The following is a 21,051-nucleotide window of genomic DNA, read 5'->3' as shown; positions in this document are numbered from 1 at the left end:
CCACCCGCGAAAAAGGCCGCACGCAAGGCTCGCTTCCAAATCCCCCTGGCAAATCGATGAGGCCGCCCACGCCTGCCGTCGCGGCGTGCTGCCGATATTATACACGGGATTCGAGGGCCTTGGGCAAAAGCGATCGCGGCGACTTGCCGCCCGAGTCGAATCGGCCGATCGCCGCGTGCAAGGAGGGGTTTTTTAGAGAGTTGCGAGATACGGAGCGACCGTCGCCCCGCCCCTGCCGCCATGAGGATCTCTCAATGGAGGCGAAGCCCTTCCAAGAATTTCCGCTGCTCGGCAAAGGCCTTTTCCGGAGGCAGGAGTTGCAGGGCCTCGCGGATGACGGTCGCGGCTTGCGTTGTACCCTCCGTATCCGCCAGATGCAAGGCCCAGCGGGCATACAACTGGGCAAGGTTGCCGGGCAACGGGCCGTAACCGGGGTCGATTCGCACGGCCAAGCGCAGCCGTTGTGCCGCCGCCGGGTAGTCCTTCTCGCCGGCCGCCGCGATGGCCCAGTTGTTCAACGCCGCCAAAAGGTTATCCCGCGCCGTGCGGTTGCCCGGATCGAGGTAGAGCGCCTTCACGTTGTCCGCCACCGCCGCGGAAAACCGTTTTTTCAAGACGGCTTCGACGCCGCGGTTGTAATACACCGTACCCACGAGTGCGACCGGGCTCAGGGGTCGGGCCGCCTCTCCGTAAGGATTCGTGTTTCCCGCCGACTTCGGCCCGGAAACCAGAGGGCCGCTCTCCATGCTCTCCGTCCCAGCGACAAGGTACTCACGGGGCGATGCGCCGGGATGGTCCCGCCCAAGGTCGAACCACTCCGCGCACGTCGCTTCCACGATGACGGCTTTTCCCCCGCAATCCACGCGGCAATATGCGTGCGTCGGCGACTGAAGCGGCTCCACCGCCAAGCCGAGACGCTCCGCCAGCGTGCAAAACCAGACCGTCGCGCTGACGCAGTTGTAGCGTCCTCGGGTCAACGGCTCCAAGGGCGAAGTGGCTTCCAAGCGATAGTCGCCCGTCAGTATCTCTTGATGCAGGTAGCGAAAGACGGCTTCCAGTCTTTGTCGGGCGGATGCATCGGCGGGAATTCGTTTCGCGGCATTTCGCACATGCGATTCCATGCGGCGTCGCAGCCACTCCAATTCGGCCGCGTCTCGGACTCCCGCAGCCACCGCGGCCGCTTCCGGAAGCGACAGCGTATCCCAGCGACCGTCCAAGGCGTCTTGAAAAATGCGCCGTTCCAGCTCCGTCGTCTCCGATCGCGTCGTCGCAACCAGCCAGGCGTAGTCGGGATCGGTGACGGGCGCGTTGTCAAGCGCCAGGGCGGTGCGGAGGATCTCGTCGGGCGGTCCCGCCGGGTCACCGTTCGGCATCGGCAGGTCGATGGCCGACGTGTTCGCGATGCCGGCAAGCGGAGCGTCCGCGCCCACGGCGTGGGCGGGCCTCGCCGAACGGCGGAAGGACATCGCCTGCGAGAACGAGGCGCGGCATTCTCCCGCATCTCCGCCCCGCGATTCCATGCAAACGGGCGACAGCTCGCTCAACGGCGGCCGCCAAGATCGGCTCGCGTAACCGATCAAGCACAAGGCCGCTATCGAAACGAGGGCTCCCAACGTCCGGCCGTGAGAACGAGAAATAGCATTCATGAGGTGATCCACGGATGCGGCTATTCCCGAAGTGTGACCCCCAAGGGAGTCGGCAAAAGCCTCCATTCCCCAAAAACGTAGGTCGCGGAATCGAGTTGGGCAAATCGACTCCGATGTTCGCCGCGGATTCCTCGAAAAATGATTCGGGCACCGGCCCCGTCCGTTTTGTGCTTGGGGAGAACCGCAGTCCCGGCGTTCGGCGGGTGACGATTCTAACGACTATTCGACTTGCCGGTCCAACGCCAATGCCACTCCTTGACCATGCAATAGGATACGGGGACGACGAACAACGTCATCAGCTCGATCAACATGCCCCCGAAAGATGGAATGGCGATCGGCACCATGACGTCGCTCCCCCGCCCCACGCTTGTCAGAACGGGCAGCAGGGCGAGGACGGTGGTGGCGGTCGTCATGAGGCAGGGACGGATTCGCCGCAATCCCGCCGCCACGGTCGCCTCGCGAATCTCGGCGATGCTTCCCGGCTTCTGCCGCGCGAACTGCTGATCCAAGTATCCGGCGATGACGACTCCGTCATCCGTGGCGATACCCCACAACGCGATGAACCCGACCCACACCGCGACGCTGAGATTCATGGCCTTCATCTGGAACAGTTGTCGCAGGTGCACGTCGAAGACCGCAAAATCCCCGAACCACGCCTTGCCGTAAAGGTAAAGCAAAAGGAATCCGCCGGACGCCGCCACGAACACTCCGCTGAACACGATGAACGTGGTGGCCACGCTGCGAAACTGCAAATAGAGCACGAGGAAGATGATGAAAAAGGTAAGGGGAATGACCACCGCCAGCGTCCGCGCGGATCGCACCTGATTCTCGTACGAACCGATGAACGTCGGCATCTCCGTACCCGGCGGCAGGACCAGTTCCCCCTTGGCGTAAGCATCGCGCAGCAGATTGCGGCAGCCTTCCACCACATCGACCTCGGCGAATCCGGGAAGCTTGTCGAAGATCACGTATCCGACCAATTTGGTGTCTTCGGAACGAATCTCCATCGGTCCCCGTACGTATTCGATGTCGGCGACCAATTCCAGGGGAATTTGGGCGCCGGCGGAGGTCGTGACCAGGATCCGCTTCAATTGCTCGATGGAATCACGGCGTTCGCGAAGATAGCGGACGCGGACGGGATAACGTTCCCGGCCCTCCACCGTCGTGGTGAGCGGCTCACCGCCCACCGCCGTCTCCACCAGGTCTTGCACCTGGGCCACCGTGACGCCGTAACGCGCCAAGTCGTCGCGGCGGAGGTGAATCTCCAAATAGGGTGAGGCGACCATGCGGTCGGCGAAGACGGTTTTGGAATCGACACCCGGCGCCCGGCGGAGGAGTTCCTCCAACTGCAACCCCACGGCTTGGATATCCTCGAGGCGATTACCGCGAATTCGGGCGGCCATGGCGGCTCGAATACCGGTCTGCAACATGACGATCCGCGCGGCGATCGGTTGCAACTTCGGCGCCGCCGTCAATCCCGGCAGTCGGGCCGTCCGTTCGATCAACTGCCACAAGTCGTCGGAGGAACGAATTTCCGGCCGCCACTGGCGATAGGGCTTGCCGTGGGGGTCGGGAATCAAGTTACCCGCCGCATCGCGAACGAATTCGATCCGGCCGTCCTTTTCCTGATAGCGGTAATAGAGCCGTCTTCCATCGGCATCGACGGCATATTCCGGTTTGTAGGTGATGACGGTTTCGATCATCCCCACAGGGGCGGGATCGAGGGCGCTTTCCACGCGTCCCAGCTTGCCCACCACCGATTCGACTTCCGGAATCGCCGAGATCGCTCGGACTTGTTTGCCGAGGTAGTCCTCCGCTTGGGCTAAAGAGACGTGCGGCATGGCGGTCGGCATGAGGAGAAAGGATCCCTCATCCAAGGGCGGCATGAATTCTCGACCCAGCCCGGGGAATTCATGGCTCGCCCAAACCCACCAGGGGTGACCGCGCACCGAATCCGACGATATTCCCAGCGGCGACGGAAGGTGCGCCAGGAAGCCGAACATGCGTTCGAAGCCCAGCCAGACGCAGCCGGCCAGGAGCACGGCCGAGATGGGGAACACGTAGAAAACCGCCTTGTGTGCCAGGAAAAACCGCAAGAGTTGCCCGTAGAACCGCTGGAAGATCAGAAACGTCGCGAGCAAGCCGCCGACCACGCCGCCGCAGAATACGGAGTTCCGCATCCATCCGGCGTCGGCCCCCAGAGGCATCCAGTCCTGCGACAGCAAGAACACCCCGAGAACGGCCGCGGCAGCGGTGAGCACGCGACGATAGACGGCCGCAAAACGCGGTGCGAACTCCGCGATCAGGATGTTGCCGGACCACAGAAGTGCGGCGGGAAGCAACCACCACGCGAAAGTGACGGCGCCCGCGATTCCCGCTGCGACCAAGGCGACGGCCGCACCGACCCGAAACCACAACCGAGGGCGATTGACGCTGAAGAGGATGTGGGCCAAGGGAGGCAGCAGCGTCAAAGCCACGATCACGGAGGCCAGCAGAGCGAACGTCTTGGTATAAGCCAGCGGCCGGAACAGCTTGCCCTCCGGCCCGATCATCACGAAGACCGGCAAGAATCCCAGAATCGTCGTGCTTACGGCGGTCAGCACGGGGCGCCCCACTTCCGAGGCCGCTCGGAAAATGACCTCCACGCGCGACTCCTCGGGCGTTGCCTCGTCCAAATGCCGCAACATGTTCTCCGTGAGGATGATCCCCATATCGACCATCGTCCCGATAGCGATGGCGATACCGGCAAGCGACATGATATTGGAATCGACATGCAGGACTTTCATGCCGATGAAGGACATCAGCACGGCCAATGGCAGCAGGGACGAAATGAGAAGCGAGGAGCGGAAGTGGTTCACCATGATCAGTACGACGATGATGGTGACCAATACCTGCTGGCGCAAGGCGTCGCCCAAGGTCCCCAGCGTCTCTTGAATCAATTCCGTGCGATCATAGAAGGGAACGACGGTAACCTGGGAGCGGCTTCCGTCGGCCAGGGTCTTGACTGGAAGCCCCGGGGCAAGCTCGGCGATTTTTCGGCGGACGTTTTGGATCACGGCCATGGGGTTTTCGCCGTAGCGGGCGACGACCACGCCGCCCACCGCCTCCGCCCCGCCCTTGTTCAGCACGCCGCGACGCATGGCGGGGCCGGTCGTCACTCGGGCCAGATGCTTGACCAAGATCGGCGTCTCGCGGTCCGCTCGCACGACCGCGTTCTCCAGGTCCGCGATGTCGCGGATGAATCCCCGGCTGCGAATCATGTAATCCACGCCGTTGATCTCGATGGTCCGAGCACCGACGTCGAGATTGGAACGACGGACCGCATCGAGCACCTCGTGCAAGGTCACGCCGTAATGCGCTAGCAGTTCCGGATCGACGTCCACTTGATACTCCCGTACGAATCCTCCCACCGAAGCGACTTCCGCCACGCCCTCCGCGGCTTGCAAGGCGTAGCGGACCTGCCAGTCCTGAATGGACCGCAATTCCTCCAGGTCCCAGCCGCCGGCAGGCTTTCCGCTTTCGGGATCGCGGCCTTCCAGCGTGTACCAAAAGATTTGGCCCAGGGCCGTGGCGTCCGGTCCCAGGGTGGGAGCAACGCCGGGCGGAAGCAGTCGCTGCGCGATCGGCAGCCTTTCCAGAATGCGCGTCCGCGCCCAATAGAAGTCCACCTTCTCCTGAAAGATCACGTACACCACCGCGAAGCCGAAATACGACGAGCTGCGGATCGTCTTGACGCCGGGCACGCCCAGCAGCGACGTCGTCAAGGGGTAGGTGATTTGGTCCTCCACGTCCTGCGGCGATCGCCCCGGCCACTCCACCAACACGATCTGCTGGTTCTCGCCGATGTCGGGGATGGCATCCACGGGCACGGGACTGCGCGGCAGCCAGGGCAGTTCCCAGCGGAAGGGCATCACTGCCGCTCCCCAACCGATAACCGCCGCGATAATCAGAAAGACGACGAGCTTGTTTTCCAACGTGAAGCGGATCACCGCATCCACGAAACCGGAACCAAAAGGCTGATCTTCACGCTGATTCATGGTTCTATCCCCAGTGCATGGATTCCTTGTGCTTTCGGTGGCGCTGCTCTCCGCGGCGGTCATCGCGACGCGCGCGGAAGGTCGCTCCGGCGTCACGGTGACGACCGGCGCGGCGCGTAAGTCGCCTCCGGCGCACCGCAGCGGAGCATCTTGGCGCCGAAATAGGGATTCGCGACGTCGCCTTCCGCCTGGATCCAATCCGCGCCGCGATTGGAAAAGGCCATCGGGCAATGCACGCGGACCAAGGGCCGGGGTAGGTCGTGTCCGGTCGACCGCATCAACTCATCGGCAGCCCGCGATAACGAGTCGAAGGCCGTGCGTAGCGTTTCGATGTCTTCCGTCCGGCCGCCGGCGTCGCAAGCCTCGATCATGTTTTGCAGCAAGGCCCGGCCCAGCCGGAATTGATCTTCGTCGAGGCCCGACGTGTCCAGTGCCGCCAAGGTTTGCTTCACGCTTTGAAAGCCGGACCTCGCCGCGGTCGCATCATCAGCGGCCAGCGCTTGCTGGATTTCGAGGTATCCCCGCCAAACCGGGCGAAGCTTCGATGTGAAGTCGTGCGGAAACGCGTCGCCCATGGGGAGCCGCTCGTCCGACGTCTTTTTGACGGCTTCGCCATGGTGATGCCCCGGCTGCACGTTCGCTTCACCGCCGTCGTGCATCATGCTGGGCAGGCCGGCCAATTGGGCCGCGCTGTCGATCTTAAAATTGCCACGGACCACTACCTGCTCGCCTTCCTTGAGACCGTCGAGCACGACGTAACCCTCTCGGACGCGGGCCCCCAAAACCACCTGGCGACTTTCGAAGATCGGCTCCTCCGTCCCGGCGGCGCGGACGTACACCAGCGACCTTATTCCCGTTATCAGCGGCGCCGAGGCCGGGATCACGAGCGGCGGCGTCAGCGCCTCCGCGCGCTCGGCGGTCGGGTAGCCCAATTCCGTCAACGGGACCAGGTCCATGCCGCATCGCGTGCAACGCGCCGGCCCATCGGCGGTCACGTCCGGATGCATGGGGCACACCCATTTGCCCAAGAGTTCCGGCTCAAAGACTTGATCACCGTCCGCCAGTCGGGACTCGATCACGCCTCGCGCCAACATGCCGGGCTTGAGGCGGCCTTCCGGGTTTTCCACGTTGACCCGAATGCGGATCGTGCGCGTCTTCTCATCCAGGGTCGGCTGGATAAAGGCCACCCGCCCCGTGAACGTCTCGCCCGGATAAGCCTCGGTCTCGAACGTCACCGGTTGCCCGTATCGCACCCACGGCAAATCCGCCTCGAAGGCATCAAAAAAGACCCACAGCTCGCTCATGTCGGCAATCGTGTAAATCGGGCTGCCGGTCTGAACGTAATCCCCTTCCTTGGCGTGCTTCGTGATGACGATTCCCCCTTGCGGCGCGTAGATCGTCATGTGGTCCGTGCTTGTACGACGTGCCTTGATGTCCGCGATTTGTTCGGGCAGGATGCCCCACAATCGCAACTTCTCCTCTGAACTCTTCAAGAGCGAGGCGGCTATGGTATACGCGGGACTGCCCGGCGCGGAGGACTCCAGCGCTGACATCGCCCGCAGCAATTCCTGCTGCGCTACATTCAGTTCCGGACTGTAGATCTCCACCAGGTGGTCGCCCTTGCGGACCGGCACCCCCGTGTAGTCGACGTAGAGCCGATCCAACCGCCCGGGGAATCGCGCGGAGATCGTCGTCCAGCGAGTCTCGTCGAACTCGATTCGCCCCCAAAGGCGTACTTCTCGCACGGGGAACAGCCGCCGTGCGGGCAGCGTCTCCACTTCGGCAAGGGCAACCGCCTCCGGCGTCATTCGCAATTGGCGCGGCCCCAAAGAACTCTCATTTTCCGAGACCGGGATCAGGTCCATGAAACAGATCGGGCACTTACCGGGCTGAGGCTGCCGAATCTGCGGATGCATGGAGCACGTCCATACCGTGCTTCGGCTCTCCTGCGGATGTCCGCTTTCGGCATGCGGCTCCGAGTGCGGAAGCGGCGCGGTCGCGCGGCCCCTTCCCAGCCACCAACCCGCCATAAAGACCAATGCCAGCGCCGCGACAATCGCATAACGGCCTCCCAGGCGCCAGCGTTGCCACCACCTAGACGCAATCGGCGTCACACCTTTCTCGCGTCGTGGGGCCTGAGAATCCTCCGGAGACACTCCGGACGAAATCGAAGCTTCTTCGCGTTCTTTGGATGAGTCCCATTCCGCCATAATTCTCTCTCCTACTGAATTCGGATCATGCTTGCAGTTTTTGTTGCGCCCGGTCTCACGAAAAGATCGGGCCGCGGTTCTTTCGCTGCGGGTCCGGGGAAACGCTTTGCGGACGATCGATCACCTCGGCGGATCGCCGCGACCCGCGACACTCGACCCCGGTACGGCAAGGGCCGTTTATCCGACCTGAGAACTTCAAGACGCATGGTCGAGACGCGCCTTTTAGGCCGATGAACAACCCCTTCCGCGCCGGGCGAGGCGAGAAATCAGGACCGCCCAAGGCACAAGGTTGCAGAAAGCGTCAATCCGTCCGCATGCAAGAGCGTGCGTTGGGCACGCGAGATTAGATCTGCAAGACACAAAGGCGCAGATGGAGAGGAACCGTCGGGCAGTTCAGACAAAGTTGTGCAGCGGCGAGGAAGTCCACGCTCGGCACCGCCACGGAGAAGGCTGCCACGCATGGTACCGAGAGGTAACCCCAGCATATCGGTTGGTTCACCTCATTCGCCGAGATGCTCCGGGACGTCATCCCGGCATCCGGCGAGCAGCACTTGCCCGGCGGCGAATCCGGCGCATTTCGGCCGGGCCCACCCGTGCTTGTCGGGCTTGCGTGCCCCGGCATTCCCGGACACGGAGACACGCGGATATCGGCATTGACGGTCCTGTGGCAGAGCGGACAGCCCTTCGAAACCGGCTGTGACGCAAGAAGCTGCTTGGCGCCGAGTTGAAGCGCACAGACTCCGTGGGGAGTCCATCCCAGCAGCAACCAAACAGCCAACAGAACCCGAGCCGGGGGAATCATCGCGACGATTTCTATTAACTATCGATCCTGCCCATTGCAATTCTAGCCTATCCGTGCCGCGCGGCAACCCACACGGCCGATCATCGGGGGGACGCCTGCACCTCACTAGAATAGGCTGGGGAACAGCACACCGTACCTTCCGCTGAGCGTCGTTCTCGCGGTCTGCTCCGCGTGATTCAGGGCGGATGCCGTCCGATCCAAATTGATAACCACTTGGCCTTGCAACAAGGGATTGCCGGGATCCTGAACCAACGCTTGCAGCGACTGGACAAAAACGTTCATCAAATCGCAAATTGCCGCCTTACATTCAATCGCCTCGCGATCGACGTGCGATTCATCCAATTCGTTGAGAAACGCGATCATGGCCGTGCAGGACGACTTGAAGGCGACGAGAATCTTTATTTGCTCCACGACCGAAAATCGTTCCAGTTCGGGCAAGGTGGAGTTCAATTCCTTCCAGGTTTGCAAGGCGGTTTTCATGGTCAGCCAATATCGCAGTGTTGCGATGCCGGTTTCGGATAGCCCGCCAAGATCTTCTCCGCCGTTGCCCCCACGATGCGGAGGCTACGGCGGGAAACTAGCCATTTGCACGTTCGGCAACAACGCGGCAACTTGATCCGCGCTCACGGCGAAATTGAGATTCTGCGCTCGTATCCCGGGCGGCAAACCAAGGGTATTGACGCCGACTACTCGGCCCAGGGCATCCACCAAAGGACCGCCGCTGTTGCCGGGAGAAATCGCGGCCGTCGTCTGAATCCAGCGGGTATTCTCGTACGGTGTCATTTCCCCGCTTTAGTTCTGCAAGACTCGATCGAGTTCCTCGGTCGTCCGTACCGCGCTCACGATTCCCTCCGTGACGGTCCCCGTCAACCCCAAAGGAGCGCCGTAAGCAAAGACCTTCTCGGTCAGCGACGGCAATCCCTCACGCAAGCGAAGGACGGCCAGCGGGTGGAGCAGCCCGTCGACCTCCATGAACGCCAAATCGTATTGGGGATAAACAGCCCCGCGCGTCACGCCGAACAAGCTGCCGTCGTGCAACCGAACCTGCACCGCCCCGGCACCTTGTACCACATGGGAATTCGTCACCACTACGGGATAGGTCGATGGGCCGTCGATAAAGAAACCGCTGCCTAGGCCCGAGTCGGTGAGCACGGTGACGGTGGCCTTCTGAACCTGCTCCAACCAGTCGGCCGGCCCGGTGGGAGCCGAACGAGAGGCCGCGACCGTCCCTGCCGGACTGGAATCCGAACTCGGCCCCGTCGGCCCGGAAGCATCCTCCTCCGGCGAGCTTGTCGTGGGGGGCGGACTCGAGACCGGTGGGTCTCCCGAACCGTTGTCGCCCGGCGTTTCCGGCGTCGTGCTACCGGCCTCCCTCCCAGGCGGCACGAGGTCGCCATCGGCCTTCCGAGCGGTTGCGATCTGCCGCACTGTCGCGGAAAACGCCGCGAAAAATATGATGCCGCAGATCACGGCCCCCACGATGATCGCCGTTCGCCCGCCGATCTTGGGAAGCTGCACTTCGGGAAACTGCGTTCGGATGCTTTTGGCGATAGGTGGGGGACCGCAAACCGCGGGCGTTTCGGCCTCCGCGCGCGGTGTTACGGTTCGCACTGAACCGGGCGGCAGGACGGCCTCGGGCGCAAACCAAGTCCGCCCATCCTCAGAAAGCCGCGCATCCGCCGGCAACCGCCCTTGGTCGGCAAGTTGAACGATGCCTTTCTCGGGAAATGGGCCGCGAACTTTACCCTCGGCCAAGATGTAGAAGAACCGCGTCGGCATCGTCTCCGCCCTTTCCCCGGAATGCCTCGCTACGATCAAGCCCCGCCGCCGGCGATCCACCTCGTCTGATTCGCAGGACGGCCGCCTGCGGGTAAGCCTCTTACTGGAAGAAGACATCGCCATCGCCGCGATCGAAAAGTCCGCCCTCTTCACTCACAAGTAATACGCGATAGCGAAAACCGCCTTTTACGACCGCTTCACGAAAGACGGGCCAGGTGTCATGCGTATCAGGCCACAGGCCGATGTGTAGACCCCTGCCCGCCTGGCATTTTTCGATGCGATTCACAAAGGCGGCGGCGTTTTCGGGCCTGATGGGGATGCCTTTTTCCGGCCGCGGCGTGACGTGGATGCCGTCCAAGCCCTCGCTCAAGACGAAAAACTCCTCAACATTCAATCCCAACCTGTTCCCCCGCGCATCATACTCATGCCAGACGTACATCCTGTCGTAGCGGAGGATCAACGCGGGCCCGCCCACATAATCTTCTTTTTCTCGCGGCAGTACGATGCTGAACGTCGCCCGCGTCTTGGCCGACGCCAGTTCCTCTGTTTTCGTCTTCAGATCGCGTCGCTTCCGTTCCACTTCGTTTCGCATGTCTTCGAGATCCTGGTGCAATTCTTGTTCTCGCAAGGCAAACCGCCGCTCATGTTCGGAAAGGTCCTCGATGCGCTCACGGATCTCTTGTTCACGTTTCTCCAACTCTCGCTTTTCTCGCAACAGTTCGGCGATTTGTTGCGGCAAATCACCTTCCGCTCGTTGCAAGGCCTCGATACTCTCTTCGAGCGTCCGGACTTCCGCGGCCAAACGATCGCGGTGTGCAACGCTCGTCAGACGCTCAAGGGTGTCCCTTAATTCCTGTTCGCGCGAGGTCACGGAATTGCGAGTCAAGACGGCCAGAAGGATCGTAATCAAAACAATCCCACCGAACGTGTTGCAAATGGTGTCCAGCATCAGCTCAAGGCTGTCGCCCGTTGCCTCGCGTCGCATTCGGTCATCCTCCTGCAAGGGCGATCATTTACGAGCCCGATATCAAATGGAATTGCTGATCTTCGCCCAGGGGTTCGAAACCTCGCGGTATGCCGCGGCTGCGGAGCCAATGCAAGATCTGCCTCGCCGCCTCACTCGCCGAAGGCCTCACCAGAACGAAGACGTAGTCGCCGGCGCTTCGCTTATCGCACCAGCCGAACGCCTGCGACATCCGCTCGGCGGTGCCGCCCGTCCAACGCTGAAGTAGGGCGGCATCACCCGTCCGGCTCAAACGCATGACCGTCCACGCGTTCGGTCCTAAATCCAACACATAGCGATTGGAATCTTCGAAACCGCTTATGGTGAAGGTCAATTCCTTCATCATGCCGACGCGACGCAACTCGGCATCCACGCGGGCCAGCTCCCGATCCAATTGTTCGATTTGCCGCGTCATGGCCGCGATTTCATCCGCTCCCTCCCGCATTTCTTGATTTCCGCGGGCGAACTCCTTTTCGGTCCGTTCCTCGATTTCTCGCAGCCGTTCGGCCAACTCCTCGACGTGCCGCCGCAGCGCCGCCGCGGCCTCCGGTGAGATTTCACGGTAGTCTTGCGACGCCTGCGTCATTTGCTGCAACTCTTCCTCCAGCTCGGCCTTTTTTTGTTCCAGGCTTCGGACCTCATCGTCCGTCGGCCCGGTTTCCGTCGCGATCTCTTGCACTCGAGCCGCGGCTTGCACCAACTGCAAGGCCAAGAGAAGCGCAATGAAGAGGAGAATTCCCATTACCGAGGTAATGATGTCTTGAAAGGAAAAAAGGCTGATCGCGGGCCCGCCGCCTCTACGCATGTTCCGGTTCCTTCGCTTCCTCCATGGTCAGTCTTAGACGACCGACGATGTAACGGCTACAGTATTCGGAGCAACCTTCGAGGAACTCGTACTCCGCCTTTCGCAGCGAGGTGATCCCCATTTGAATGATGAGGGCGGCGATGAGGGCCACCAGCGTCGTATCGAACGCCGTGCCCAAACCGGCGGTGACTTGGCGCAGTCCGTTCGTCAAGGAACTCATGTCGCCGCCGCCTGCCAGGACTTGCGAGAACGCCCCGATGGATTGAGATAACCCCAAGACAGTGCCGATGAATCCGAGCACGGGGATCGCCCAAACAAAGCCCTGCACCAAACTGTACGACGTCTCCAAGGCCGATTCGTCCTGCTCGGCAATGGAACGCAGGATGTCGTCCACGTCCGTAACCCGGCCGAGATTGCGAAGATTCGAGAGCGCCAGAAGAATGCGATTGTAGAGGAGATAGGCCTGCGGCTCGTCGGCCACGGCGTAGATTCGCTGAACCACTTCGTCCGCGGTGAGCGGCGACAGCACGAAGTCGGGTTGCTCGGGAGTGACCGAGTAATTCAAGGCCGCTCGTTGGACCTTCAGCTTGCGCCACTTGATCCAGAGAAACACGAGCGACCACATGGCCAAGAATACCGTGGCGTATTGCGTCGGCCCGCGCTGGAGGAGAATGTCCGCATAACGCGCCCAGCGATCGGGAAGGGCGAGCAATGCCCCGAACAGCGCCGCACTCATGATGGCCGCCAAAACTCCCGTGAAGAGGATATTGACGCGGGTATAGCGGCCCCCGCGAAGACCCCAACGGCGCTCGGGGTCCGCGCGATGCCATCGCAAGGGAGTATTCACCGCCTCCTTCTCCGCGGACAACCAGTCTCGGTCGAGATTCATCGTCATTCCCGCGCTTTCCTGGAGCACCATGAGCAATCACCAACGAGAAGCGTCCACGTCCGCCGCCATAACGACAATCCATATAATCCCAATTACGGCGATCGTAATCAAAGCGAGTATGCCCTGCCAAAGATAAGACGTGCGCCAACGGCCCAAGACCGTGTCCAGAACAGAGGCGGACGGTGTATACTTCAACGCCCCGATGGCCTTATTCGCGGCGAAAAGATAGGCAAGCGGAACGAACCACATGATGCAACCGAACAACTGGAGTACGGCCGCGACCCTGACGCCGGCCAACGGCGCGAACAACATCCCGAAGAAACCAATGATGAACAGGATGACTAAAAGCACGCTCCAACAGACCGCGGCAATCCCCGACCACAAGCCGATATCCAACAGTAGTTGGATGGTCTTGGGAGATAATGCTTGCTCCCCGGCATCGAGCTTAGGTGATTTGCCGACCGCCGCGGCGGCATCACTTCCGGCGCGCGACGGAAGATGGACGGCCAATTCCGTGGCGTGTACCGGCTGCCAATCCGCCATGCCGTCCGTCCAGACGCGATTATCGGCTCCGACAACCCCCGTCGCGATCAATCGCGTCAGTTGAGAAACCGGCACGGGGCCGTTCTCCCTGCCATCCAATTCGTAATACCAAACCGTTTCCGATGCCCGCTGAGCGGGCATGGCGTCCGGCACTTGAGAAACGACATTCGGCTCCACCAACCTTACCTGGTCGTCCGCGGGAGAGGACTGCGGCGCGAACAATTCGGGAACCTCGCCGGCAGGCCGCCATTCCGAGCCGTCGCACGAAACGTCGTGCTTTCGTGTCAACTGCCCACGCTCGATCATCTTCAAAACTTGGTCTCGGCGAAACGGCCCCAACACATTGCCCCGAATGCGGATGTGATACGTTTCCGGTCCGGACATGCCCTCGCTCCCATGCATTTCGTGCTACCTACCGGCTGAACTCCGGAAAAACCCAGGTCGCACCCCGTCCATCATCGCACCGTCCGTCGTCCATCCTCTCTTGCCGGCGATGCTCGCCGTTTCTTTCCGATCATTTCTCGGAAGTCCGGGACGCATCTCCGAACTCGAAGATGGGCGTGCCGAAGGGCACGGTCGTGTACTGCCAATTCAAGCTAGATCCCTCATCGACCCGAGCGATAATCCGAATACCCCGCACGTCGGACGTGGATGACGACGGCGAGGGCACGCCGACGAGGATCGTGTTGGGACGTAAAGAATCCTTCACACCGTAGAATCGCGGGGTTCGCGAACTGTCGTCGACGTAATACACGAATCCGACCCAGCGAAGTACCGGCAGCGGACGTTGAACGTCTTCCACGGATTGCAACGTGGCCGCCGCCATCGCCTCGGCCTCCCGCAGCGACGGGGTCCGCAGCGGAATTGCCGGGCCGGCGTTGGAATCGCTCACCCAACGGGGTTCATATTGCATCCATTCCTTTCGAGTCCGCTGGAGTTGGTTTTTCAGATCATTAATAGCCGGTCCCCATTGCTCGGCGAATATCGGACTAAGAGCGGACGTCGCCAGGACGGTGTCCGCGAACAATCGGGCAAAGATATAGTCGTTGACCGGGACGCGCAGGGACGGCCGGGCGGAAGACGAAGAATCTTGGGCCGATCGGGCGGCCGATGCCCAGTCCTCCTTCGCCTTCTCCTGGTTTCGGATCATATTCACGAGGAGATCGCAAGCCAGCTTTTCCAAGTTTTCGGGTTGATCCGGCACTGCACTCAGGAACGTATCCGACTCTTCGCGGAGCCGGCGTTGCGGACTGATGTCGGCGAAGATCACGGCAGGCCCGGAAACGGTCTTCATCTGCCTCACCGGCGTCTCGTCGAATGGGTCGTCCATGACAAGCGCGGGAATGCCCGTCCTGGAAGCCGAAAGCTTATCGCGCAAGTCCTCGAGGGAATAGAGGATCGTCTCCTGCCCGTCCGCCAATTCGCAATAGCGATAAGTCTGCTTGACGATCACCGCTTCCCACGGTTTCAGAATCGCTTGCAAGGCCGCCTGGTCGCGTTTCGTGACCGCTTCCACATAGGGCAGCCATCGCGATCGCAGGAATTCGTTCCATTTGTCGTTCCCGCCGGTGGGAAATCCGATCTTATTGACCGCCGTGAGCAGCCGCGCCGCCGAATTCGGGTCGGGGGCTGCGCGGCGGGAATTCCAAAGCTCGGCCACGGCGTTCCAAGCATCAACGGCGTCCCACGGCAGCGTGTCGGCCGTCTTGGCGCATTCCTCGGCGAATCGATTGTTCGGGTCTCCCGCAATCTCCCGCAGGGAGGCCTCGAACGCCCCCCTCCGTTCCATTGCCTGAATCAAGGGTTGTACCCGCTGTAGATTACGCACCAGCTCCTCGCGGCGGCTCTTGATGACGGTCAGCCGAGCCAGCAAAGGCGAAGCGGATGCCGTCAGCGATTCCGGGACCGTGGTGTCGTGACTCAACTCGCGGATCGCCGCTTCCACCTCGCCGATCTCCTTCTCCGTCACCAGCGAGATGTCCGTCGCCTCCAGACGACGAATCTTTTCCGTAGCCTCGTTGAGCCGTTCCTTCCACCGTTCCCGTGCAAGGCGATCCAAATCGCGCCATCGCTCCTCGGCGCGGCCCGCCAGGCGTTGCGCGTCGAGTTTCTCCTCATCCGATCGGGCAAGCGCGGCCAGGTGTTCTACGTCCTCCTTCGAGGGGTTGCCCTCCGGGCTCGCGAGACGCTCCTCGATCCGACCGACCAAACTCTTGAATTCCCGCAGCCGCCCATCTTCCTTTTCATGGGCATCCTTCAAGCGTGCCAAAGCGGCTTGCACCGTGGCGGATTCAAACACGGTCGGCCGATCCTCCTTCAAACGCGCTACGAATTCATCCGCGGCTTGCAATTCATTTTTGGCAATGAATTCGTCCACGCTTTTCGCAATTTCCGCTCGATCCTGAAAGCGCATGATCAGCCACGTTGTCGCGAATACCGCGACCAGCAGTGTCAACGCGACGACGCCGGCGGTCACCATGCGCAACTGATGCCCCCGATGTCGCTCCGCCGTCAACCGCTCCACGACCAACCGGTAACGCCGCTCCAGCTCGATCGGCAGGCTCCGTCCTCCGGCAGTGGCGGCGTCGTGCAGCTTCACCAACTGTTCCAATGTTTGGGGGTGATCCAGAGCGCGCTCCAAGGACGCCTCCGCCGTAGCGGCACGTCGCCGTTGCTCCGCATCCCGCCGGCGCTGCGTCCACCACTCCCGGGCCGGCTCGACCGCAATTCGACGAGAATCGTCGTGTTCCAGATTGAGAGCCTCGCACAGGGCATCAAACTCCTGGAGCGCCTCACCCAGCCCTTCTTCGTCGGCGGCGGCATAGGCCGCGTCCAGGCGTTCGACGACCTGACCCAGCATCGCCGTCATGCGGTTGCGATCCACCGCGGTCACGGAACGGTCGATCTCCTCAATCACCTCGCGCGGCACTTGGACGGTCCATGTCGCGGATTCGATCAGCGCTCGCATCCGCAGGAGTTGGTCCCGGTCTTCCCGCTTCACCGCTGCGGCCACCTCCTGCCGGATCTCTTTAAGCCATGCCTGTTCGAATGCTCGAATGTCGTCATGCCAGGTCAAGTTGGTCTCGTCGGCAGCGGCCAGCCGCCGCAACGTTTCCAGGCGTTCGCTGACGGTCGCCCGGGCCAGGTTCTGATAGCGCCACAATCGTGTCAGCGTCTCCAGCGTGGGGGAAACGGAGTAGGCATCATGGATCGCTTTCAGCCGGTCGTGCAGCAAGGCGGGGGGCGCCGGCATGCCCAGCAGCTGGCACAGCGCAACCCAACGCTCGCGCTCGGAGAAATCGAGCGTTCCCGCCCACTCGATCAATCTCGGCTCGAACTCCGCCCACCGCACTGCCTCGGCCGTTTGCCCTTCCCGCAACAGCTTAAAGCATTCTCCGATCCGCTGATTCACGGCGCGGCACTGCTCGGCATACTCTGCCGCCAATTCGGCCAACTCGCCCTGATCCCATTCGCCCGGCGCGGCGACCACGGCTTGCAGCAGATCGATCAGTTCTTGAGAATCCCGCATGAGTCGGATTTGCCTTCTATCGCCCGTTCCTTGTCTGCCTCCACACTCGACGATTCGCATTCCGCCTGATTATTTGTTGTACGTCCACTTCTGATCGAACACGCGAATCCGCGTGCCCCCCAATTCCTCCGGCACGATGTCGACCTCCAGCCTGCCCTCCATGTGAAGGACCTCCATTTTGCGAACGGATGGCCCGGACCCGCCAATTTTCGGATCAATCATTTCGATTATGAAGGCCGACCTTTCGCCCTCCTTGCGCTTTATATCGTAGCCCTCCCTGAACTTTATATTGCAGTCAAAGGATTCAACGCCCGGCATTGCAGTGCCGGGATGTGAGGTGTCTTGACTGTCGTTGGGCTTTAACTTGAATGTAAGGCGATTGGATTTGTCCGAGGTGTATGGAATCTCCCGAGGAGCTTCTAACTCGTACTCCGCAGAGCCCTCTTTGCCATCCTTAGAAAAGGAGATGGTGAGCCCAATCTTGTTTATGGTCAGCTTCACCTCCGTCGTTGCTTCATTCGGGTCACGAGGCATCGCCCATTCCGGGACGTGGAGCGTAAATCGCAAGGAGAACGGGATAGCGCTCTCGGCAGCCTCCATCTGAACCCTTTGAAATTGCGTTTCCAGTTCAGGGCGGGCCACAAAGATCAGTCGATCGCGATCGATCAGGTAATGGAAGGAGTCCTTACTAGTATCCATTGCTCCGTCTTGAACCTCTTCCCCGTTGTGAACCTCTTCGATGACGCCGAGCTTGATCCACTTTGACAAGCCGTGGGGAATCTCACGAACATGCCATTTCGGCTTGGTTGCATCGAGGGCTTTCGGGGATGGATCGACGGCTTTCTTGGGCGGTGTGCTAGCCGAGTCGCCGGAATCGCCGGCTGCGTGATCATCTTCCTTTTTCGACTCGGTCTGCGATGGCTCGGAACGGCTCGGCGTATCCAAAGACTCCGGCTTGCGCTCGGGCGATTGATTGCCGGCTGTTGTCGGCTCCGGTGTTGTCGGCGAACCGTGGTCAGCCGTTTTCTGATCTTGCCGGCCACTATCCGACTTAGAACCGCCGTCTTCGGACTTGGGCGATCCCTGCCCGCGGTCACCTGAATCATTCTCCCGCTGCTCCTGTGATTTGTTTTCCTTTTGTTCCGCACCATCAGAGGAGGTATTCTGCTTGTCGCCGGCCGGCACCATGGAAACGGTCTTGGCAAGCTTCGACAGGAGATTCAGCCGTTGCACCGACACCCCCAAGACCAGACCGAACAGTATCAAGGGAAGCGCCGAGATCAAGACGCCTTTGAGTATGGTGCGGTGATTCGTGGAATATGTGGGATGATGCCTCGGGACGACGATCGGGGGAGTTGTCGGCCCGAGGTCCGGCGGCCGGGAAGCGGCACGCGCCCCGGGGGGTGGGGCAGCCGAGATCGGCCGGATCGTCGGGTGCATGTCCCAGGCCTCGTCCTCGTTGGACAACGGTGCGGGCACCGGCTGCTTCGCGGGGGCGGCCGTCGCGACTGCCGGGCGAAGGAGCGTCCCGCTTCTTGCCGCTTCGACACCCTGCGTATGGAGCTGAGCCGGAACGGGTCCCGGCTCGGTAAGATTGATAACCGGTTGATGGCGGATCGCTGCCGCCCGAGTCGCCTCGCGCGTACCCTCAATCACTACTCGCCATCGCACCGAAACGTCTGCCGGAAATTGCTCAGTGTAATACGTGGAAAACGGAGCGGACCAACGGAGGTCGGGGGGTAAAAGGGCCAGGGCCTCTTCTAGTAAGGGAAGCACGGAAACCTGGAGAGGAACGATGATGTGGACCGGCGGACCGCTTGGATTGAGGGCCGATTCCGCCAAGACGCCCGCCCAACCCGCGTCGCCGGCCGCCTCGTGCCACTGCATGCAAGGGCGCGGCGAGCAGTCCTGCCGGGGAATCGACTTGCGGCCGTCCACCACGCCCACCACGCCGTCCCAAGCCTCATCGAAAAGGCCGGGCCGGGACATCAACCAGGCCGGGCCGCCCGGCGGCAACTCGTCGCGATCCAACACGATGTGATGGGCGAACTTGTTGGTGCGTCCCGAATAGTCCAACCCCGCATCACAAACCCGACTCAATACGTACCAGATACGTCCCCCGTATCGGAGCTGGATGTAATGGTACGCCACCGGATTGCTGGGATTACCCTTCTCTTGCGGGGAGAATAGATGGGTATAGGCACTGAGCGATTCCAACCGTTGGGCCAAGGGCTGCGGAATGCCCCGCGTGGCCTTCACCGTGCAAAATCCCCGGCTACCCGCCGATAACCCTTTTTCGGCCGACGTATACCAGAGTTGATGACTCACGATCCACGTCTCCCTTCTCGCGAGGAAATCCCTTCCACAGTTCACCTTCGGCCGTAATAGCCTGATCTTCGACGCATCCCTCGCCGATCCCGGGTGGAACCGTCCTCAATGCCATTCGGCGAAGGTTATCCACCGGAAACGGGCTGATCGGCCGGGGGAGGCTTCAGTCCGTCGCCGGGGACGGCGGAAGATCTCCGCGGCCGCGTGCTTCCAATGATTCCGCGCTCCCATTTCGCCAAGTAGTACAGCAACGGCGTTTCAGTCCAAATGGGCTTCAAGGAACCGGGGCGAAAGCCCCAGGTGTTGCGCGCCTCGTCGAAGACGGGAGCGGTGCCGGTCGCCGAGACGGGAATATAAATCACGCGATCGCAAAGGTCTTCGGCCGTATTAACGACCTCGGGCGTCCATTGCATGAGCATGGCCCGCACGCGGCGCGAGACCGCCTCGATCGCGTGCGTTTCGACCCCCGCCAAACCGATGCTTTCGATCCAGCGCCAGGCCTGCGGCAGGTCCGCCACCCCCAACAGCGACCGCCAAACGTCGAATTTCGTTACCACGACGGCAAGGGGCGGGCGAAGCCGCTTATCTGCAAAGCGGTAGCTTCGAGCGATCCGCTGTGCGGCCTCGTTCAGTACGGATTCCTGCCGGAACGCGGCCTGCCGGTTCTTGATGGCGGCCGCCACGTCTTGATCGCCTAAAGCACCGGCGGAAATGGCGCGGCGGAAGCGGACGTCCTGCGTGGGATCGAATAAGAACAGCAGCAGATCGGACGCGGCCAGATGTCCCGTCACCGGCCGCGCAATACTCTCCTGCCCCGGCAAGAAGCTCTCGCCCGCGTTATCGTATACACACAACACACGTCCCAATTGCGATGCGCCTCGCGCGTTCGGGTGGTCCGCCGTCGGCTTGAGTGTAAATAGAAACGGCTTGAGATAATACACGGCTTGTCCGCCGAAGAGGACGCTGCTGTAAAACTCGCCGAAAGTCTCGGTTTTCGGCAATTCCACTATCGCATCGTCGTCCGGATTTAAGAAGAGCAGCGACTCGTAGTCGTTCAATCTCTGATTCATGAGCGGATCGGCATCGGCGAAGGCGACCCGGAACTGCCCGGCCAACACCGTGCGCAAAGACCACGATTGGGCCGTGATGAAATACGATTTTCCACAGGCCGGCGCCCCGATTATGGACACCACGCGCGGCTTTAATTCGATGACGGCGCGGGGAATCTCCAAATGGCATCGAGGGCACGCCAGACGCCGGCAGGGCATTCCTTTGATATCCAAGGCGGCGCAGTCCGGGGTGAATCGAGTCGGCAGGAACCGCGGTGGATGCTCGGAACCCAGCCTCGGATCTCCCAACAAGTCCGGGTGACCGGCGATATAAAGCACGTCGTACACGGCAAAGGCGTGCCAACAATGCGGGCACACCACCTTGGAACGCAAGGGACTATTCCGCTGTTGTGCAAAACTCATCGGGCGTC

12 protein-coding genes and 1 pseudogene are annotated in these 21,051 nt (G+C 61.5%); all 13 read right to left on the bottom strand.

The genetic code is table 11. The features are described 5' to 3' along the window. Window positions 1-251: 251 nt before the first annotated feature. Window positions 252-1,646 (bottom strand): SirB1 family protein, encoded by a 1,395-nt coding sequence (locus tag ACZ5B4_RS00580; RefSeq protein ID WP_464912494.1) that lies wholly within the window; start codon window positions 1,644-1,646, stop codon window positions 252-254. A gap of 212 nt (window positions 1,647-1,858) precedes the next feature. Further along, on the bottom strand, window positions 1,859-5,683 hold the full coding sequence (locus tag ACZ5B4_RS00575; RefSeq protein ID WP_464912493.1) for an efflux RND transporter permease subunit: 3,825 nt from the start codon (window positions 5,681-5,683) through the stop codon (window positions 1,859-1,861). A gap of 92 nt (window positions 5,684-5,775) precedes the next feature. Then, window positions 5,776-7,713: a heavy metal-binding domain-containing protein gene (locus tag ACZ5B4_RS00570; RefSeq protein WP_464912492.1), complete on the bottom strand. Its 1,938-nt coding sequence runs from the start codon at window positions 7,711-7,713 to the stop codon at window positions 5,776-5,778. 1,087 nt (window positions 7,714-8,800) lie between these two features. Further along, window positions 8,801-9,175 (bottom strand): hypothetical protein, encoded by a 375-nt coding sequence (locus ACZ5B4_RS00565; RefSeq protein WP_464912491.1) that lies wholly within the window; start codon window positions 9,173-9,175, stop codon window positions 8,801-8,803. 84 nt (window positions 9,176-9,259) lie between these two features. Beyond that, window positions 9,260-9,403 (bottom strand): hypothetical protein, encoded by a 144-nt coding sequence (locus tag ACZ5B4_RS00560; RefSeq protein ID WP_464914039.1) that lies wholly within the window; start codon window positions 9,401-9,403, stop codon window positions 9,260-9,262. A 30-nt stretch (window positions 9,404-9,433) separates the two neighbouring features. Continuing rightward, window positions 9,434-10,474, bottom strand: a pseudogene (locus ACZ5B4_RS00555) (S1C family serine protease); the annotation flags it as partial. Between the two features lie 100 nt (window positions 10,475-10,574). Continuing rightward, window positions 10,575-11,459, bottom strand: a complete 885-nt coding sequence (locus ACZ5B4_RS00550) for a hypothetical protein (protein ID WP_464912490.1) — start codon at window positions 11,457-11,459, stop codon at window positions 10,575-10,577. Window positions 11,460-11,487: 28 nt separating this feature from the next. Continuing rightward, the gene (locus tag ACZ5B4_RS00545) at window positions 11,488-12,282 is read right to left on the bottom strand and encodes a hypothetical protein (RefSeq protein ID WP_464912489.1); all 795 of its coding nucleotides are present in this window, start codon (window positions 12,280-12,282) and stop codon (window positions 11,488-11,490) included. Then, window positions 12,275-13,177: a MotA/TolQ/ExbB proton channel family protein gene (locus ACZ5B4_RS00540; RefSeq protein ID WP_464912488.1), complete on the bottom strand. Its 903-nt coding sequence runs from the start codon at window positions 13,175-13,177 to the stop codon at window positions 12,275-12,277. The genes ACZ5B4_RS00545 and ACZ5B4_RS00540 overlap by 8 nt, the downstream gene beginning before the upstream one ends. Window positions 13,178-13,207: 30 nt before the next feature. Then, window positions 13,208-14,098, bottom strand: a complete 891-nt coding sequence (locus ACZ5B4_RS00535; RefSeq protein ID WP_464912487.1) for a DUF4339 domain-containing protein — start codon at window positions 14,096-14,098, stop codon at window positions 13,208-13,210. Window positions 14,099-14,228: 130 nt separating this feature from the next. Then, on the bottom strand, window positions 14,229-17,243 hold the full coding sequence (locus tag ACZ5B4_RS00530) for an AAA family ATPase (RefSeq protein WP_464912486.1): 3,015 nt from the start codon (window positions 17,241-17,243) through the stop codon (window positions 14,229-14,231). Window positions 17,244-17,312: 69 nt separating this feature from the next. Further along, complete coding sequence (locus ACZ5B4_RS00525) at window positions 17,313-19,571, bottom strand: GAP1-N2 domain-containing protein (protein WP_464912485.1); 2,259 nt, start codon at window positions 19,569-19,571, stop codon at window positions 17,313-17,315. Between the two features lie 125 nt (window positions 19,572-19,696). After that, window positions 19,697-21,043, bottom strand: coding sequence for a hypothetical protein (locus tag ACZ5B4_RS00520; protein WP_464912484.1), 1,347 nt, complete (start codon window positions 21,041-21,043; stop codon window positions 19,697-19,699). Window positions 21,044-21,051 lie beyond the last annotated feature (8 nt).

The sequence above is a fragment of the Thermogutta hypogea genome, from assembly GCF_055386265.1.
The sequence above is the reverse complement of the archived record's forward strand: the minus strand, read 5'-3'. Positions and strand labels throughout refer to the sequence as shown.

Coding starts and splice junctions, on each gene's coding strand:
- ACZ5B4_RS00565 (WP_464912491.1), bottom strand. CDS start 9,175: ATGAAAACCGCCTTGCAAACCTGGAAGGAATTGAACTCCACCTTGCCC.
- ACZ5B4_RS00550 (WP_464912490.1), bottom strand. CDS start 11,459: ATGCGACGCGAGGCAACGGGCGACAGCCTTGAGCTGATGCTGGACACC.
- ACZ5B4_RS00570 (WP_464912492.1), bottom strand. CDS start 7,713: ATGGCGGGTTGGTGGCTGGGAAGGGGCCGCGCGACCGCGCCGCTTCCG.
- ACZ5B4_RS00575 (WP_464912493.1), bottom strand. CDS start 5,683: ATGAATCAGCGTGAAGATCAGCCTTTTGGTTCCGGTTTCGTGGATGCG.
- ACZ5B4_RS00520 (WP_464912484.1), bottom strand. CDS start 21,043: ATGAGTTTTGCACAACAGCGGAATAGTCCCTTGCGTTCCAAGGTGGTG.
- ACZ5B4_RS00580 (WP_464912494.1), bottom strand. CDS start 1,646: ATGAATGCTATTTCTCGTTCTCACGGCCGGACGTTGGGAGCCCTCGTT.
- ACZ5B4_RS00540 (WP_464912488.1), bottom strand. CDS start 13,177: ATGACGATGAATCTCGACCGAGACTGGTTGTCCGCGGAGAAGGAGGCG.
- ACZ5B4_RS00535 (WP_464912487.1), bottom strand. CDS start 14,098: ATGTCCGGACCGGAAACGTATCACATCCGCATTCGGGGCAATGTGTTG.
- ACZ5B4_RS00545 (WP_464912489.1), bottom strand. CDS start 12,282: ATGCGTAGAGGCGGCGGGCCCGCGATCAGCCTTTTTTCCTTTCAAGAC.
- ACZ5B4_RS00530 (WP_464912486.1), bottom strand. CDS start 17,243: ATGCGGGATTCTCAAGAACTGATCGATCTGCTGCAAGCCGTGGTCGCC.